Raw genomic sequence first — 13,868 nt, 5'->3', positions numbered from 1 at the left:
ACCTCAGAGGCGGATCACATGGCCTTCGTCGGCGGCCACCCGGCCGTGGAAGAGGTTGCCGATCAGCTCCTGGGCCGCTTCGTAGCCCTGGCCCTCGACCACCCGTAGCCAGGGGCGGGGCGAGCGACTGACCTGCTCGTAGAAATTCAGCAGCCCCTCGCCGATGTGCCGGCTGACCTGTTCCGGCCCCCACTCCGCATTGCGTTTGCGGATCTGTACCGGGGCGAAGAAGAACTCCGGCTGTGGGCCAACGGGGCAACTCAGCGCGTTGGCTTCCGGAGTCTGTGCGGAGCCTGCGAAGCAGCTGTATACGAGGCTCGATCCAAAGTGCCGGTGTACCCGGGCGCGCAGTGCGAGGTCGCCGGAAAAGTCGACGTAAAGGGTGGGCTGGTCCGTCGTCAGGCTCTCCAGTTGGTCATAGGTGCAACTCTGCTGGTAACAGCCGAGGGCGTTCACGAAGTCGCTGTTGCGTGGTGACGTCATGGCTACCAACTGGCGACCGGCGTGGTGTCCAAGGCAGGCGGCGGTGCCATAGGCGGTCTTGCTGGAGGCGCTGGAAAACACCACCTGACGGGCGCCGAACAGATCGTTGTCGCCGAGGAAGTCCGCCAGCATGGACGAGGTCAGGAACAGCGGCTTGAGCAGTATCTGCAGCGCCTCGGTCTCTGGGCTGTAATAGCTATCCCAACTGCAGCGCGTGTACTGGTTGTAGGCCGAGGTGAGGTTGCGGCGGTGTTCTGCACCATCGTAGAAACCCCGCGGCGTAACCCGTTCCGGTTGCATGCGGACATGGCTGGCGATGGGGAAGTATCCATAGAAGCGCTCGCCGATTTCGATGCCCGCTGCTTTTGAGTCCAGCACGTCGGCAAAACCCCACACGGGCATGTGACCCCAGCCTTCTTCATGTGTGGGGAAGAACTGCCAGTACTGCATGGAGTCGCCAAAGGCGGCGTAGGTGATGTTGTTGGTAGTGAGGGAGAAGAGGTCCAGGCGCAGGACGATCTCGCCATCGGCCGCTTCCAGGCTTTCTTCCTTTTGCACGAGGCGTGTCTGATCAAGTGCGCCCTTACGGGTGAACAGGCGTGATACTGTGCTGTGATTCGACATTTCCGGCTCCAGCGTTGGTGGGGTTGGAACAGGCTAGCAAGAGCCTTCCAGGCTCGGGTTCGGAAACCGCAAGAGATCCCCATGGAGTCCGCAAAGCCCCGCAATAAGCCGCTCAAGCGGCCCTCGCAAGCACGCGCCCGATTCACGGTTGAGGCCATCTACGAAGCCTTCGTTCGGATTCTTCGCCAGCGCGGCTGGAGTGGCGTGACCACCCGCGCAGTCGCCTTGGAAACCGGCGTTGCCGTCGGCACGCTCTACGACTATTTCCCCAGTAAGGAAGCCCTGCTTTCCGGCTATGTCCGCCACCAGCTCGACCTACTGTTGCAGCGTCTGGAGCGGGAAGTGGTGCTGGCAACGGGCGTCGACTGGCAGACCCGCGTGCGACGTCTGGTACGACTTTCTTGTGGCCATTCGCAGGAGCAGGCGAGGCCATTCTTCGATAACGAGCTGATGGAGTTGGAGCGCCTCATCGCCGAACCCTGGCACCACCAGCGCGTTTACCAGGAGCTGGCGGGCAAGTGGCGCGAAGCGGTGGCGGCCTGCTCCGACATGCCGCGCCAACCGCGTCCGGAAAGCATTGATGCGCTGTTCGTAGCCGTGTGGGGCGGGCGTCGTTACGGTCTCACTGCACAGCTTACGGCGCAGCAGGTGGAGGCCTGGTTGGTGGAAATGGAAGAACTCTGCTGCGCGCGCATCCTGATGGAAACGGCCCGTGCCGAGTCGGATTTAGCGCCACAGGTTTCGTTCTGAGTTCAGGCGGCAATCAGCATGAAAAAAGGGCAGCCAAGCCGCCCTTCCTGTGAGCCCGATTCCGCAACTCAGTGATACTGCTGCAATCGCAGTTCGGTGCTTTCCGGCAGCACCGCGCGCTCCTCACCCGGAGTCTCCAGCTCGCTCTCCATCGCATCCTGTTGGCGTGCAAGCAGGCCGAAGAGGGTGGTAATGGGGTGCAGCGGGCGCTTCTGTGCCACTTGACCGTTGCTTTCGGCGGCTTGGGTGGGCGGCGGCAGCGGTTCGGTGCTGACCCGGAAGTCGCTGATCTCGATCACGCCCCGGCCTTCGGCCAGCAGGTGGAAGGAGAAGGCCTTGCGCGCTTCGGGGTTGTCGAAGGCGAAATTGACCTTCAGCGGCTTACCCTGTTTCAGCAGGGGCATTTCCGGGATCGGCAAGGCCACGTCGCGCTCGAACTCCTTGGCCTTCAGGCGCAACTGGGCTCCCTGCTTGTCCATGCGCAGCACCTTGATTGTCATCTGCACGCTGGTGCGGCTGTCCTTCGGCAATTCCATGTACTGGGCGCCGATCAGGTTGTCGGCCCAGTCATCCTTGGCCTTCTCTTTCAGGCGAATCCGTTCGCGGGTGGCGAACTGGTATTCCTGTCCGAGGTTGCCGCCTTGCAGCGACTGGTCAAGCATTGTCGCGCGCTGGGAAATCAGGCGGGCCTTCTTGCCGCTGTAGCTGCCCTGGTAGCGGGCCTCGTCGGCGATGAAACCCTCGCTCTGGTAGCGTCGGCAGACCTGACGGAAGTCGCACTCGGTGAAGGTCTGCTTGCCGTCGTGGTAGCGCAGCTTGCCGTTGGTGTAGGACATGATCTCGCGGCCTGTCTCGTAGTCGCGGAAGAGCGAGCGACCGGAGAGGTTCTGCGGTACCCGGTAGCCGAAGTAGTCGAGAATCGAGGCGGTCAGGTCGACATGCCCGTACACGCCGCTCTTGATTGGCGGTAGCGAGGCCTGCTCGGGAGCCAGCACCAGGTTGAAACCCCACGCCGAGGCGAGGCGGACGTTCTCGATGCCGTGGGATTCATCCGAGGTGACGATCACCAGGGTGTTCTTCAGGACACCCTGTTTCTCCAGACCTGTGAGGAATGCATCCACTGCGTCGTCCAGGTAGGCGATCGCCGCCTTCTTGGCGTCCGGATAGCGCATGAGGTATTCGGCCGGGGCGGAGTAGGGCTGGTGGGTGCCGACGGTAAGCAGGGTGAGCATCCACGGCTTCTTCTGCTGGCGCAGTTGCTTCACGTAAGTCTGCGCGCCTTCGAAGAAGGCCTTGTCGTCCATGCCCCAGGGGAATTCCAGATAGGCCTTGTTGCGGAACCAGTCGCGCCCCAGAGTCTTGTCGAAGCCCATCTGCGGCATGATCTTGTCTTTGGCCATGAAGCGCAGACCGGCCCCCTGGAGGAAGTGGGTGCTGAAGCCGTGCTGGTGCATTTGCGCGGGCAGGCAGGCCTTGGCCCGGGCCGGGTTGTTCAGCAGCTCCAGGCCCTTGGGCGTGCCCGAGTCCAGTTTGCTGTAGTCGCCGCAGAGCATGGCGTACAGACCGCGGATGGTCTGGTGGCTGTGCAGCACATAGTCCGGCGTGGTCATGGCGCGTTCGGCCCAGGCGCTGAGCTTGGGCATCAGCGAATCCTGGTAGCTGCTGTTGATCGCGGCACGGTTGGCAGCGATGTAGGTGCCGGGGATGCCTTCCAGGGTGATCACCAGCACGTTGCGCGCACGACCGGGGCCTGAGAGCAGCGGCGTGCCGCCCAGGTCCAGGCGCGCCAGCCCGGCGATGTCCGGCGGAACGTCGGGCTTGTCGCCATCGAGCCAGTCCTCGACGGCAAGCTGGCCGACATTCACCGCACTGGCCATGAGCTTGTGCGGCAGGTTGAATTGTTTCCACTGGTCGGCGTCGCTGGGCTGCACGGATTGCAGGGCGACGTGCCCCATCAGCAAGGCCGCTGGCGTGGCGAACCACTTCCAGTTCAGCGGGCGGTGCCCGCGTCGCCAGCACAATAGGCAGGCCAGCAGGCTGGCACCCAGCGCAAGGCCCAGGTACGGGTGGGTGATACCGCCGCCCTGGGTGGAGTGACTGACGAACTGCGGGTCGAGCAGGTATTTGAGGTCGCTCGTTTCCGGCATGCGCCCAACGGCGCCGATCAACTCGGCATTGCCGAGGATCAGCATGCACCAGAACAGCATCAACGGGAGTGCCAGCAACAGTGAACGGCCATAGAGCAGCACGATCAGGAAGCTGCCGAACGCGAGGTCGGAGAGATAGCCGAAGGGATTGGACCAGCCCAGCCAGTAGCGGCTGGCGAGGGGAATCACCAGAAAAAGCACGCCAAGTGTTGCGAGCGAAAGGGATTGCGACAGCCAACGGCTGAATGGGCGCACAGGAACTCCTGAGATGTGACAGTGAGAATCCGTCTAGTGATGCCGGAATACATGGTCGCGCTTGCGACGACACGATTTTGAAACATCGTTGTGCTAGCGACCAGTAGACAGTTTTGCAGAATGAAAATTCAGGGAGCTTTCTACGACGCATCGGGCGATGAAAGGCTGTTTTGCCTGGCTTCGTGGTGTCTGCTCCAGACTACGCCACTCGTGGTCCGGCGGCCGGCCAGCAGGTAGAATGCCGCCTCGACTTACAGAGGTTGCGAAGATGGCACTTATCGGGCGTTTCAATTCACTTCAGGTGGCCAAGCACACCGACTTCGGGCTGTACCTGGATGGCGGCCCGGACGGCGAAATCCTGCTGCCCAAACGCTACGTGCCCAAGGACCAACCCACCGAAGTGGGTGACTGGTTGAATGTCTTCCTTTATCTGGATAGCGAAGACCGCCCGGTAGCCACCACCCTCAAGCCCAAGGTGCAGGTCGGCGGTTTCGCCAGCCTCAAGGTGGCCGAGATCAATCGCATAGGCCTGTTCCTCGACTGGGGTCTGCCCAAGGACTTGCTGCTGCCCCACTCGGAAGAGAAGCGCCCGCTGCAGGTTGGCGACTACTGCGTGGTACACGTCTACCTCGACAAGCGTACCCGCCGCATCACCGCAACCGCCCGCCTGGATCGCTACCTGGACATCACCCCGCCACACTACAAGCCTGGCCAGGAAGTTGACCTGCTGGTGGTCGAGAAGACCGACCTGGGCTACAAGGCCATCATCGACGGCAAGCACTGGGGCCTGCTGCACAAGAACGAAGTCTTCAAGTTCGTGCGCAATGGCATGCGTGAGAAGGGCTACATCCGGGAGGTCCGTCCCGATGGCAAGATCAGCCTGAGCCTGCAACCGGTGGGCGTGGAGGCGGTCAGTGGCCTCGGTGAGCAGATCATCGCCGCGCTGCGCGCGGAGGGTGGGGTGCTGAAGCTTTCCGACAAGAGTCCGCCGGAACTGATCAGCCAGCGTTTCGGCGCCAGCAAGGGCAATTTCAAGAAGGCCATCGGCGGCCTTTACAAGCAGGGCCTGATCCGCATCGAAGACGACCGTATCGAGTTGCTCTGAATTACCCGGAGGCCGCGCTTGCAGCGGCCTTGAATACAAAGCCCCCGGTCAGGAGTTCGCTTCTGTCGGGGGCTTTGCATTTCAAGGGTCTTGCAAATTGCACGCTGAAATCCCCCCGAATCGTGCGCAATGCATGGAGAAAACTGTTCAAAAAAATTGCAACCGACTGATTTATTTCGTGTTTCCGTTGTCATAGCGCTGGCATGCACGCTGCAAACTGGGTGCAGGAGCAATCATTTTTTCTGGGAGAGAAGACATGGATCTGGATTTTGACAAGCTGATCGGCGCCTTTCCGGAATACGAATTGAGCACCAAGCCTCGGCCAGATGGGGGCTTTGTGCTGACGCTGGAGCGCGAGGGGAAATTTTTCCAGCGCGTGGTGGCGGCAACGGCGCAACTGGATTGGCTGGTCAGTACGCTCCGGCGCGACCTGGCGCTGGAGCATGGTGAAGTTCCGCCGGTGGAGTCACTGAAGGTACTTCATAGGAAGCCCTTGCCGCGCTACCTGCGCGCTTGAGGCCGGTAGGCCGCGACAGGGAAATCGCGGCCGGATTCGCCAGGGATCAGGTCTCGACGCCGGAGGGTGGCAACATGGCGTCCTCTTCCTTGCCCTCATTCTTGTTCGATGGCGCACGCGGTTGCTCTTCGCGGGCTTCGTCCTTCTTCGGTTCACCCAGCAACTCCTTTGCCGAGGCCTGGGCTTCGTCCACTTGCTTGTTCAATTCGTTGACCGCTTCGCCGATGGCTTCCCGGGCGATTTCCTGGGCGGCTGCCTCGGCTTTCTCCGCCAACTTGTTGGCCGACTCCTCGGCCAGCTCGCAGCCGGCGAGGCTGACCAGAAGTCCGGCACCGAGCAGCAGGGCGGTGAGGCGGGGGGCAGGTTTCATGCGATGTTTCTCCAATTGCGACACGCGGCGGCCATCATTGCCTACGGCACGCTCTGAGGAAACTAGCGGACCGGGCGAATCTGTATACGGACGTTTCTGACCTTTCGCGCAGGGGAAAGCCCCGGGGTCCACAGCGGCGACTGATTAGAGCCCGGGGCTTGGGGTCGGCACACGCCGGCCTCGAATAGACTGACCGGCGGATTGGGTCGGGGTTCCACGCGGCAGCGCAAAGTGGGTTGTTTCACTAGGCTTAGCGAGGCAACCAACGCTGAGGCTCGGTCGAGATGGGCAAGGTCCTGGGGCTGGTCAAGTTCTGCTCGCTGATGCTGGCTCCGCTCCTGGCCCAGGCACAGGAGGTGAGCTTCGACGATATCCAGCCCATCCTCCAGGCGCGCTGCGTGATGTGCCATTCCGGCGATGGAGCTCCGCTCGGCCTGCGCCTGACAAGCCTGGAAGAACTGCTCAAGGGCAGCAAAAGTCGGCAGGTGGTAGTCAGTGGCGATCCGGCAGGCAGCGAACTGATCCGCCGCCTCAAGGGGCAGAGCCAGCCGCGCATGCCGATGACCGGGCCGCCTTTCCTGAGTGACGGCGAGATTGCGCTGGTCGAGGGCTGGATCGTCGGCGGGTTGCAGCCTGGAAGCCGGCCGGCGGATTCGATGGTCGAGCCCGCGCCATTGCAGCGTCCGTCCGAAGGGCGGCCGGTGACCTACGAACATGTGGCACCGATCTTCGCCAGCCGCTGCGTCAAGTGTCATTCCCCCTACGGCCTGATGGGCTCTGCCCCGGAAGGCCTGCTACTGAACTCCTACGCCGCCATCCTCGATCGTCACGAGCGCTTGCGCGTGGTACCAGGCGCCTCGGGAGCCAGTGAGCTGGTACGGCGGGTTCGTGGCCAGTCGCAACCACAGATGCCCTACGACGGGCCGCCCTTTCTCAGCGATGAGGAAATCCAGTTGATCGTCGACTGGATCGACCAGGGTGCCCGCGATACCAACGGCCAGCCGGCACCCAGCCCGGTGGGTTCGCGGGTGCGGCTGCAGGGCGTGCTGGGAGAGGGTTGGACCCTGGATTCTTTGCAACTGGTCGTCGGACCTGGCACTCGTATCGACAAGTCGCCAGGTGTCGGGGACTTCGTGGAAGTGCGCGGGCGTCTGGGGCAGGACGGCCAGGTGCTGGTGGAACGCATCCGTCGGCGCTGAACGCCGTCTCGAAGCCGCTTTCCCAGCGGCAGTCAGGCCTCGGAAGTGGCCAACGCCTTGCGCTGCCGGCGACCGCGTAGCAACTCGGCGCCACTGACCAGCACGATGCCACCCAGCACCAGGGTGGCGCCAATGGCGAAGGACAGGTCGATCGTCTCCCCTAGTACCAGCACGCCGAAGGTCACGCCGAACAGCGGGGTCATGAAGGACAGCACCGACAGGCGGGTCGCCAGGTAGCGGCGAAGCAGCCAGAACCAGGCCAAGTAGCTCACCAGCGCGATAACCACCACTTGGAACGCCAGGCTGATGACTGCCTTATGGGTCAGTTGCAGATCGGTCTTGCCCGTACTGAAGGCCACGACAGTGAGCAACAGGACTGCGCCGAACAATTGGTAGAAGAGTGTTTTTACCGGGTTGGCCTCGGAAAGCGACGAACCACGGATCACCAGGGTCGTGGCACCCCAGGCGACGGCTCCACACAGCGCATACGCATCACCCAGCAATACGTTGCCGGGGGCTCCGGATGGCTGGCCGAGGAAGGCCGTGGCGATGCCGCCGAAGGCCACCATCACGCCGAGCCACTGTAAGGGGGAGAGGCGTTCCTCCGGCAGCATCAGATGCAGGCCGAGGGCGGCGAACATGGGGGCCGTATAGAGGAACACCGACAGGTGCGAGGCGCTGGTGTGGTTGAGCCCCTCGCCAATGAACAGGAATTCCAAGGCGAACAGCGTGCCAACCGCGATTCCGGGCAGCAGGGTTCCATCGGTGAAGGCGCCGCGACCTTCTTTCCACAACACCAGCGCGCCCAGCACCAGGGCAGCACCGCCGGAGCGGACGGCCAACTGCAGGATGGAGGGAACGTCGTCCAGGGTCAGCTTGATCGCCACCTGCTGGAAACCCCAGCAGATGCAAAGGACGAACATCAGTCCACAGGCGAACCAGTCCAGGGGAAGGCGGGAGGGTTTCATCGTTCGACTCACAAGGCAAAGGGGCACGGCAGAGGCCGCCAATGGGCGCAGGATCGGTCCTCGGGCGCCTTGCATTCAAACGATGATTTGTCATCATGCTTTGACTTGAACTCAAAGCGAAGCCGCCATGCGTCTCCCCTCGCTCATCGCCTTGCGCACCTTCGAGGTCGCCGCGCGAAGCCGCAATTTCACTGAGGCCGCCCAGGAGCTTTCCGTAACGCCGGGAGCGGTGAGCCGACAGATCCGGCTGCTGGAGAGTGAGCTGGGCGTGAGCCTGTTCGACCGCACGCGCAATACCGTCACGCTCAATGACAATGGACACCGCTTGGCCGCCACGGTCACCCAGGCGTTCGAGTTGCTCACCCGTGGCGCGGACGAGCTGCGCGGCCAGGACGAAGGCCCCATCCACATCACCTGTGCGCCGTCCATCGCCAGCCACTGGTTGATGCGTCGACTCAACCAGTTTGCCGCCAGCAATCCGGACATCACCCTCAGCCTGGAGGCTACCGAGCAACTGGTGGACCTGGAGCGCGGCGAGGCCACCCTGGCCATCCGCTTCACCTCCACCGATATGCCCATGCCCGCCAGCGAGTTGCTGTTTCTCGAAGAATTCTTCCCCGTCTGCAGCCCGGCTTACCTGGAGCAGTTCGGCCCGATACGCGAGCCTCGAGACATGCTGGGTGCAAGGCTTATCCACACCCACTGGAAAAACTCCGCCAATCTGCATCTGCCCAGTTGGGAAGACTGGTTCTCCACGTATGTTGGCGAGTCGGGGCCGATCAAGGGGGGAATGCGATTCGGCCTGATCGGCCACGCCATCCAGGGAGCAGTGAGTGGCCAGGGATTCGCCCTGGGGTCAACTGCTCTGGCTTGCGACGATATCGCCAACGGGCGGCTGGTACTGCCTTTCGGCGAGAGGGGGCGCTTGCCGACGCCCTGGGCCTATCGGCTGGCGTGGAGTCGCCGGTCGCCACCGGCGGAAAAGGTGCGGCGCCTGATCGACTGGCTACTGGCGGAAGCGCGCGCCAGCACGGTGCCGGATCAGGGCTGAAGGGATAAGGATTGAAGCGGCGGATGACGCCGAGCGTTGCATCCGCCGTCGCGAGGAAGGTTTACATCATCTTGCGCAACTGATGCAGACGGTGTTGCAGAACCTCGGCCCAATCCGGCGTGGCCTGGCCCGTGCCAGCGGTCCTGAGCATCGGGTGGTGGCTGACGACGCGGGCGAGGATGGGCTCCTGGGTGGGTTTCACGTCGACGAAGAACACATGCTTGCCTTCGTCCAGCGTGCGCTGGAAGCGCTTAACCACGGCATTGGGTGTCTGTATTCCGAACAGGCTGCCTTCCCAGACACTGAAGCCGAACAGCGCGATCGCGAGGAAGATGAAGGGAATCCACCCGGCCGCCGTACCGGTCCAGCCACTGAGCCAGGCCACCAGCATCACCAGGGCCGCAAGTGCGAGGCCGATGCCGACACCAATCAGGCCGGAGTGCACCATGTCACGCTTCATCACGGAGGAGACATCGTGCAAGTGGTAATGCTCCAGGTCGGCATCGCGTTCGCTGAGCACGTGGATCTGCTCGTGGTCGATGCCCTGGGCCTCGAGCTCGTCTTCGACCTTTTCCAGGTCCTTGAGGTTGTCGCTGATGTAGTAGTGCCGCTGCATGGGACACCTCCCATCTGGCTGGCGCCGGGCCCCCGTCCGACCGTTACCCCCGGTTTCCGGCCGCTGCCGGCCTGTCTGGAAGTTTAGTCGGGTGAGTCTTGCTGCAAGCGGCATCCGCCCATCGGCAGGGCGGTGGCGCCGGGCGGAAGGTCTTGCACCTGTCCGCCCCGGGGCGCCCAGAGGGTCTTACTTGTTGCCGATGCGGATATGGCGGCTCGGCGCGACCTGGGCGCTGACACCCTTGGCGATTTCCTGGATCTCGCCACCCTTGTTCAGGAAGGCGGCAATCTGAGCTTCCAGGGCTTCGCTGCTGGTGGTTGCTGCCGGCGGCTTGGGGGTGCTGCTATGGGAGGTCTTGATGCGCATTTCACTTTCTCTGTACGTGGTGGCCGATGGTTGGCCATTCGGAACGACTGAAAAAAAAACCGGCCCGAAGGCCGGTTCTTTTATCGGCTTGTGCTTACAGCACTTGCACTTCGTCGGCTTGCATGCCTTTTTGGCCCTGCACAGCGATGAAGGAGACCTTCTGGCCTTCCTTCAGGCTTTTGAAACCGGCGCTTTGGATAGAACGGTAGTGAACGAACAGGTCCGGACCGTTATCGGTGGTAATGAAGCCGAAGCCCTTTTCATCGTTGAACCACTTGACGGTACCGGTTTGGCGCTCGGACATTGGAATGTCTCCTAGAAACTGAGTTATTGCTGGGCTGGACCGTTCCAGCCTGTCACTGAGTGCAGAGAGTCGGCAACCGATGAAGAAGGGACCGCTAAAGTACAGACCGTTTCCCGGTGACACATGCATCACAGCGCTCGACACAATACCTGTGCTTTCGAGGAATGCCTAACCTTTTATTCGCCAGCCGTCTGATCAGGTCGCCCAGGCAACCCTTCTGCGAACACGCAAGGATCGATCGACGAATGGCACAACATCCGCAGGTGTCGCAAATCCGTCACTCCACTCCGGGGAACTCTGCGTAGGGCATCTGCGGTGCCTGCCCTGGTGGCACGTAGGCCGGCGCCACGCTGCCGGCCGGGCCCAGGTTGCGGATGTAATGGAAGATCGCCGTGAGGTCGCGGTCCTCCATCCGGCGCAGGTTGAACCAGGGCATCGGAGGTCGCCATTCCCGCCGGGCATGTTCCAGCCACTGTGCCTCGCTGAGATTCTGCGCCACCAGGCGCAGGTTGGACGCATAGGTGGTGCCCCAGGGACCGCGCCAGCCCAGTGGGCTACCGGTCAGCCACTGGCCTTCGGCCACTTGCCCGGACGATTCCATCCAGCCTGCCGTATGGCAGTCGTTGCAGCCGGAAACCTGGATCAGGTAGCGCCCGCGAGCGACGTCATCGCTCTCGGCCATGGTCGGAAACACCAGGAAGGCGAGCGCGGTGGCGAACCATCTAATGAGACGAACGCCCAAGGCGCCGAACTGCGCCCAGGGAGTGGCGAAGGGCAGGGACATGATGGCATCCACAGGAGAAAAGCGACCCCGAAAACGATAGCAGCACCGATGTGGTTGCGATGGACGGCATCGCACCGGGCGGGTTGCTTGATCCGCATCAAGGCAATCGGGCCTTGGCTGATCGAGGGCATTCCCGATGACCTGTAGCCGCTCTGGTTGACCCTGAGCGCTTCTTGCGTGGTCTTCTTCTTCGCCTCAGAGCTGCCGCACAACAACTTCAGATTCATTGTTCGCGAAGCGCTTGGAGAGTTCGAATTCGCCCGCCTCGGCGGTGAAGGGTTTGGTGTCAACCTCTGGGACATCACGCATGAAGAGGTCCAGAGGCGCATGCAGGTGCTCCTGACGACGGTGCGGGAAGCACCGGCAGCCCACCCGGTGATGATTAGTGTCGGCGTGGGCAGGCTGGACGCCAGCGACAGCCTCAATCAGGCGCTCATCAAGGCCGACCAGACCCTCTACGACTCCAAGCACAACGGTCGCAGCCGCTTTACCTACGCCCCCTGAGGCGCGGCCTGTTCCTGAACCACCAGTTCCAGCCACTCCATGAACGCGCGCACGCGCCGGGGGAGCCGGCGGTGGGCGTAGAGCAGGGTCACTTCCAGTGGCGGCGCCTGGAATTCCGGCAGGAACGGTACCAGTTCGCCGCTTTCCAGGAATTCGCGCACACCATGCAGCGGCACCTGGATCAGCCCCAGCCCGCCCAGGCAGGCGGCGCTGTAAGCTTCAGCGTTGTTCACCGTCAGGCTGCCGGCCATGGGCAGGTAGTGGACCCTGCCACTGGCGAGGTACTCGAAGCCCGGGGGCCGACTGCCCAATATCGACACGTAATGCACCAGCCGATGGCCGGCGAGATCTTCCAGCGAGTGCGGTACGCCATGGGTGGCGAGGTAGGCACGGCTGGCGACATTCACCACCGGGAAGGCTCCCAGAGGGCGCGCTACCAGCGATGTGTCCAGCAGAGGCCCGACTCGCAGCACCAGGTCGAAGCCTTCGCGCACAAGGTCCACCCGGCGGTCGGTACTGCTGACTTCCAGCTCGACTCCCGGATGCAGGTCGGTGAACTCGACCAGGCGCGGCATCACCACCTTGCGTGCAAGAACAGTGGGCATGTCCACCCGGATACGGCCAGATAATGCTGTGGCGTCCTGGCGGAACAAGCCCTCCAGTTCGTCCATCTGCGCCAGCAGCTCGCGACTGCGTTCATGCAGCAGAAGACCGTCCTGGGTCGCCCGGACCTTGCGTGTGGTGCGTTGCAGCAAGCGCGTGCCCAGGAGTTCTTCCAGCGCCTGTATCTGGTCAGACACGGTGGAACGGGGCAGGCCAAGGCTGTCTGCGGCCTGGGTAAAACTTGACAGTTCGCTGACCCGTACGAAGGTTCTCAGTAGCTCCAGCTTGTTCATCCGTGTGGCGCCTCTTTCCGGATTATTCGGGTTTGCCGCTCAGTGATTCCGATAGCGGATTATTTATCGCATGTAAGCCGGACAATAAGCTCCTCACCACATCCACCACCTGCAACCAGGAGCACTGCAATGACCCGCAAGATCGCACTCATCACCGGAGCCAGCCGAGGCCTCGGCAAAAGTATGGCGCAGCACCTGGCGGCCCAGGGTATCGACATCATCGGCACCTACCACAGCAAGCTGGAGGACGCCGAATCCCTCAGCCGAGAAATCATGGACCTCGGCGGACACGCCGCCATGCTCCAGCTGGACGTGAGCAAGAGCGCCACCTTCGAAACCTTCACCGCCAGCCTGGGGCGCTTGCTGAAGACCGAGTTCGGCCGCGACAATTTCGACTTCCTGGTGAACAACGCGGGCATCGGCATCCATGCCAGCTTTGCCGAAACCACCGAGGAACAGTTCGACCAACTGGTGAACGTCCAGCTCAAGGGGCCGTTCTTCCTCACCCAGAAGCTCCTGCCTCTGATCGCCGACGGTGGACGCATCCTGAATATTTCCACGGGGCTGGCGCGCTTCGCGCTGCCGGGCTATGCCGCCTACGCGGCGATGAAGGGCGGCATCGAAGTGCTGACCCGCTACCAGGCCAAGGAGCTGGGCGCGCGTGGGATTTCCGTGAACGTGCTGGCCCCCGGCGCCATCGAGACCGACTTCGGCGGCGGCGTGGTGCGCGACAACTCCCAGGTCAATGCCTTCATCGCCGGCAATACCGCTCTCGGCCGCGTCGGCCTGCCGGAAGACATTGGCGCAGCCGTGGCCATGCTGCTCTCTGACGCGGGGCGCTGGATCAATGGGCAGCGGGTGGAAGCGTCGGGTGGGATGTTCCTCTGAGGGCGTGCGGCGCAGCGGCTCATCATGGGAGAAGGCCTCGC

General features: G+C 62.7%; 16 protein-coding genes. 7 read left to right on the top strand and 9 right to left on the bottom strand.

Annotation, left to right across the window (positions count from 1 at the left end; genetic code table 11):
- Positions 1-3: 3 nt before the first annotated feature.
- Positions 4-1,107, bottom strand: a complete 1,104-nt coding sequence (locus tag E8E75_RS21460) for a DUF2855 family protein (RefSeq protein WP_153917812.1) — start codon at positions 1,105-1,107, stop codon at positions 4-6.
- Positions 1,108-1,188: 81 nt separating this feature from the next.
- Between E8E75_RS21460 and E8E75_RS21455 the strand changes: the two genes are divergently transcribed.
- Positions 1,189-1,857 (top strand): TetR/AcrR family transcriptional regulator, encoded by a 669-nt coding sequence (locus tag E8E75_RS21455; protein ID WP_153917814.1) that lies wholly within the window; start codon positions 1,189-1,191, stop codon positions 1,855-1,857.
- A 68-nt stretch (positions 1,858-1,925) separates the two neighbouring features.
- Here the strand turns inward: E8E75_RS21455 and E8E75_RS21450 are convergent, their stop codons facing one another.
- Positions 1,926-4,259: an LTA synthase family protein gene (locus tag E8E75_RS21450; protein ID WP_120652144.1), complete on the bottom strand. Its 2,334-nt coding sequence runs from the start codon at positions 4,257-4,259 to the stop codon at positions 1,926-1,928.
- A 268-nt stretch (positions 4,260-4,527) separates the two neighbouring features.
- Here E8E75_RS21450 and E8E75_RS21445 point away from each other — a divergent pair, with 268 nt between their 5' ends.
- The gene (locus E8E75_RS21445; protein ID WP_120652142.1) at positions 4,528-5,364 is read left to right on the top strand and encodes a S1-like domain-containing RNA-binding protein; all 837 of its coding nucleotides are present in this window, start codon (positions 4,528-4,530) and stop codon (positions 5,362-5,364) included.
- Between the two features lie 256 nt (positions 5,365-5,620).
- A complete protein-coding gene (locus tag E8E75_RS21440) occupies positions 5,621-5,881 on the top strand; it encodes a DUF3509 domain-containing protein (RefSeq protein ID WP_120652140.1) in 261 nt (86 codons plus the stop codon).
- Between the two features lie 46 nt (positions 5,882-5,927).
- Here the strand turns inward: E8E75_RS21440 and E8E75_RS21435 are convergent, their stop codons facing one another.
- Positions 5,928-6,251: a hypothetical protein gene (locus tag E8E75_RS21435; protein WP_120652138.1), complete on the bottom strand. Its 324-nt coding sequence runs from the start codon at positions 6,249-6,251 to the stop codon at positions 5,928-5,930.
- 284 nt (positions 6,252-6,535) lie between these two features.
- Between E8E75_RS21435 and E8E75_RS21430 the strand changes: the two genes are divergently transcribed.
- Positions 6,536-7,450, top strand: a complete 915-nt coding sequence (locus tag E8E75_RS21430) for a c-type cytochrome domain-containing protein (RefSeq protein ID WP_120652135.1) — start codon at positions 6,536-6,538, stop codon at positions 7,448-7,450.
- 32 nt (positions 7,451-7,482) lie between these two features.
- Here E8E75_RS21430 and E8E75_RS21425 read toward each other — a convergent pair whose 3' ends face one another.
- Entirely contained in the window at positions 7,483-8,418 is a 936-nt protein-coding gene (locus E8E75_RS21425) for a DMT family transporter (RefSeq protein ID WP_120652134.1), read from the bottom strand.
- A gap of 127 nt (positions 8,419-8,545) precedes the next feature.
- Here E8E75_RS21425 and E8E75_RS21420 point away from each other — a divergent pair, with 127 nt between their 5' ends.
- The gene (locus E8E75_RS21420; protein ID WP_153917816.1) at positions 8,546-9,469 is read left to right on the top strand and encodes a LysR substrate-binding domain-containing protein; all 924 of its coding nucleotides are present in this window, start codon (positions 8,546-8,548) and stop codon (positions 9,467-9,469) included.
- A gap of 61 nt (positions 9,470-9,530) precedes the next feature.
- Here E8E75_RS21420 and E8E75_RS21415 read toward each other — a convergent pair whose 3' ends face one another.
- The 4 genes from E8E75_RS21415 to E8E75_RS21400 all read right to left on the bottom strand — a co-directional run bounded on the left by E8E75_RS21415 (position 9,531) and on the right by E8E75_RS21400 (position 11,539).
- Positions 9,531-10,085 (bottom strand): magnesium transporter, encoded by a 555-nt coding sequence (locus E8E75_RS21415; RefSeq protein WP_120652130.1) that lies wholly within the window; start codon positions 10,083-10,085, stop codon positions 9,531-9,533.
- Between the two features lie 186 nt (positions 10,086-10,271).
- On the bottom strand, positions 10,272-10,451 hold the full coding sequence (locus tag E8E75_RS21410; RefSeq protein ID WP_028626729.1) for a hypothetical protein: 180 nt from the start codon (positions 10,449-10,451) through the stop codon (positions 10,272-10,274).
- A gap of 94 nt (positions 10,452-10,545) precedes the next feature.
- Entirely contained in the window at positions 10,546-10,755 is a 210-nt protein-coding gene (locus E8E75_RS21405; protein WP_120652128.1) for a cold-shock protein, read from the bottom strand.
- A 277-nt stretch (positions 10,756-11,032) separates the two neighbouring features.
- Positions 11,033-11,539, bottom strand: a complete 507-nt coding sequence (locus E8E75_RS21400) for a cytochrome C (protein ID WP_256672686.1) — start codon at positions 11,537-11,539, stop codon at positions 11,033-11,035.
- A 177-nt stretch (positions 11,540-11,716) separates the two neighbouring features.
- Here E8E75_RS21400 and E8E75_RS21395 point away from each other — a divergent pair, with 177 nt between their 5' ends.
- On the top strand, positions 11,717-12,043 hold the full coding sequence (locus E8E75_RS21395) for a diguanylate cyclase (protein WP_280359752.1): 327 nt from the start codon (positions 11,717-11,719) through the stop codon (positions 12,041-12,043).
- Here E8E75_RS21395 and E8E75_RS21390 read toward each other — a convergent pair.
- A complete protein-coding gene (locus E8E75_RS21390) occupies positions 12,031-12,939 on the bottom strand; it encodes a LysR family transcriptional regulator (protein ID WP_153917820.1) in 909 nt (302 codons plus the stop codon). The two genes, E8E75_RS21395 and E8E75_RS21390, sit on opposite strands and share 13 nt — an antisense overlap.
- Positions 12,940-13,068: 129 nt before the next feature.
- Between E8E75_RS21390 and E8E75_RS21385 the strand changes: the two genes are divergently transcribed.
- Positions 13,069-13,827 carry an SDR family oxidoreductase gene (locus tag E8E75_RS21385; RefSeq protein ID WP_120652124.1) on the top strand — a complete coding sequence of 253 codons (759 nt, stop codon included), beginning with the start codon at positions 13,069-13,071 and terminating at the stop codon, positions 13,825-13,827.
- Positions 13,828-13,868: the final 41 nt, after the last annotated feature.

The organism is Pseudomonas sp. BN606, from assembly GCF_029873115.1.
In the GTDB taxonomy this organism is placed as follows: Bacteria; Pseudomonadota; Gammaproteobacteria; order Pseudomonadales; family Pseudomonadaceae; genus Metapseudomonas.
Note: the sequence above shows the minus strand (reverse complement) of the source record. Positions and strands in the feature narration are given on the sequence as shown.

What these genes read in the sequence shown, in the direction of transcription:
- E8E75_RS21460 (WP_153917812.1), bottom strand. Translation starts at nt 1,107, where the DNA reads ATGTCGAATCACAGCACAGTATCACGCCTGTTCACCCGTAAGGGCGCA.
- E8E75_RS21455 (WP_153917814.1), top strand. Translation starts at nt 1,189, where the DNA reads ATGGAGTCCGCAAAGCCCCGCAATAAGCCGCTCAAGCGGCCCTCGCAA.
- E8E75_RS21445 (WP_120652142.1), top strand. Translation starts at nt 4,528, where the DNA reads ATGGCACTTATCGGGCGTTTCAATTCACTTCAGGTGGCCAAGCACACC.
- E8E75_RS21440 (WP_120652140.1), top strand. Translation starts at nt 5,621, where the DNA reads ATGGATCTGGATTTTGACAAGCTGATCGGCGCCTTTCCGGAATACGAA.
- E8E75_RS21435 (WP_120652138.1), bottom strand. Translation starts at nt 6,251, where the DNA reads ATGAAACCTGCCCCCCGCCTCACCGCCCTGCTGCTCGGTGCCGGACTT.
- E8E75_RS21430 (WP_120652135.1), top strand. Translation starts at nt 6,536, where the DNA reads ATGGGCAAGGTCCTGGGGCTGGTCAAGTTCTGCTCGCTGATGCTGGCT.
- E8E75_RS21425 (WP_120652134.1), bottom strand. Translation starts at nt 8,418, where the DNA reads ATGAAACCCTCCCGCCTTCCCCTGGACTGGTTCGCCTGTGGACTGATG.
- E8E75_RS21420 (WP_153917816.1), top strand. Translation starts at nt 8,546, where the DNA reads ATGCGTCTCCCCTCGCTCATCGCCTTGCGCACCTTCGAGGTCGCCGCG.
- E8E75_RS21415 (WP_120652130.1), bottom strand. Translation starts at nt 10,085, where the DNA reads ATGCAGCGGCACTACTACATCAGCGACAACCTCAAGGACCTGGAAAAG.
- E8E75_RS21410 (WP_028626729.1), bottom strand. Translation starts at nt 10,451, where the DNA reads ATGCGCATCAAGACCTCCCATAGCAGCACCCCCAAGCCGCCGGCAGCA.
- E8E75_RS21405 (WP_120652128.1), bottom strand. Translation starts at nt 10,755, where the DNA reads ATGTCCGAGCGCCAAACCGGTACCGTCAAGTGGTTCAACGATGAAAAG.
- E8E75_RS21400 (WP_256672686.1), bottom strand. Translation starts at nt 11,539, where the DNA reads ATGTCCCTGCCCTTCGCCACTCCCTGGGCGCAGTTCGGCGCCTTGGGC.
- E8E75_RS21390 (WP_153917820.1), bottom strand. Translation starts at nt 12,939, where the DNA reads ATGAACAAGCTGGAGCTACTGAGAACCTTCGTACGGGTCAGCGAACTG.
- E8E75_RS21385 (WP_120652124.1), top strand. Translation starts at nt 13,069, where the DNA reads ATGACCCGCAAGATCGCACTCATCACCGGAGCCAGCCGAGGCCTCGGC.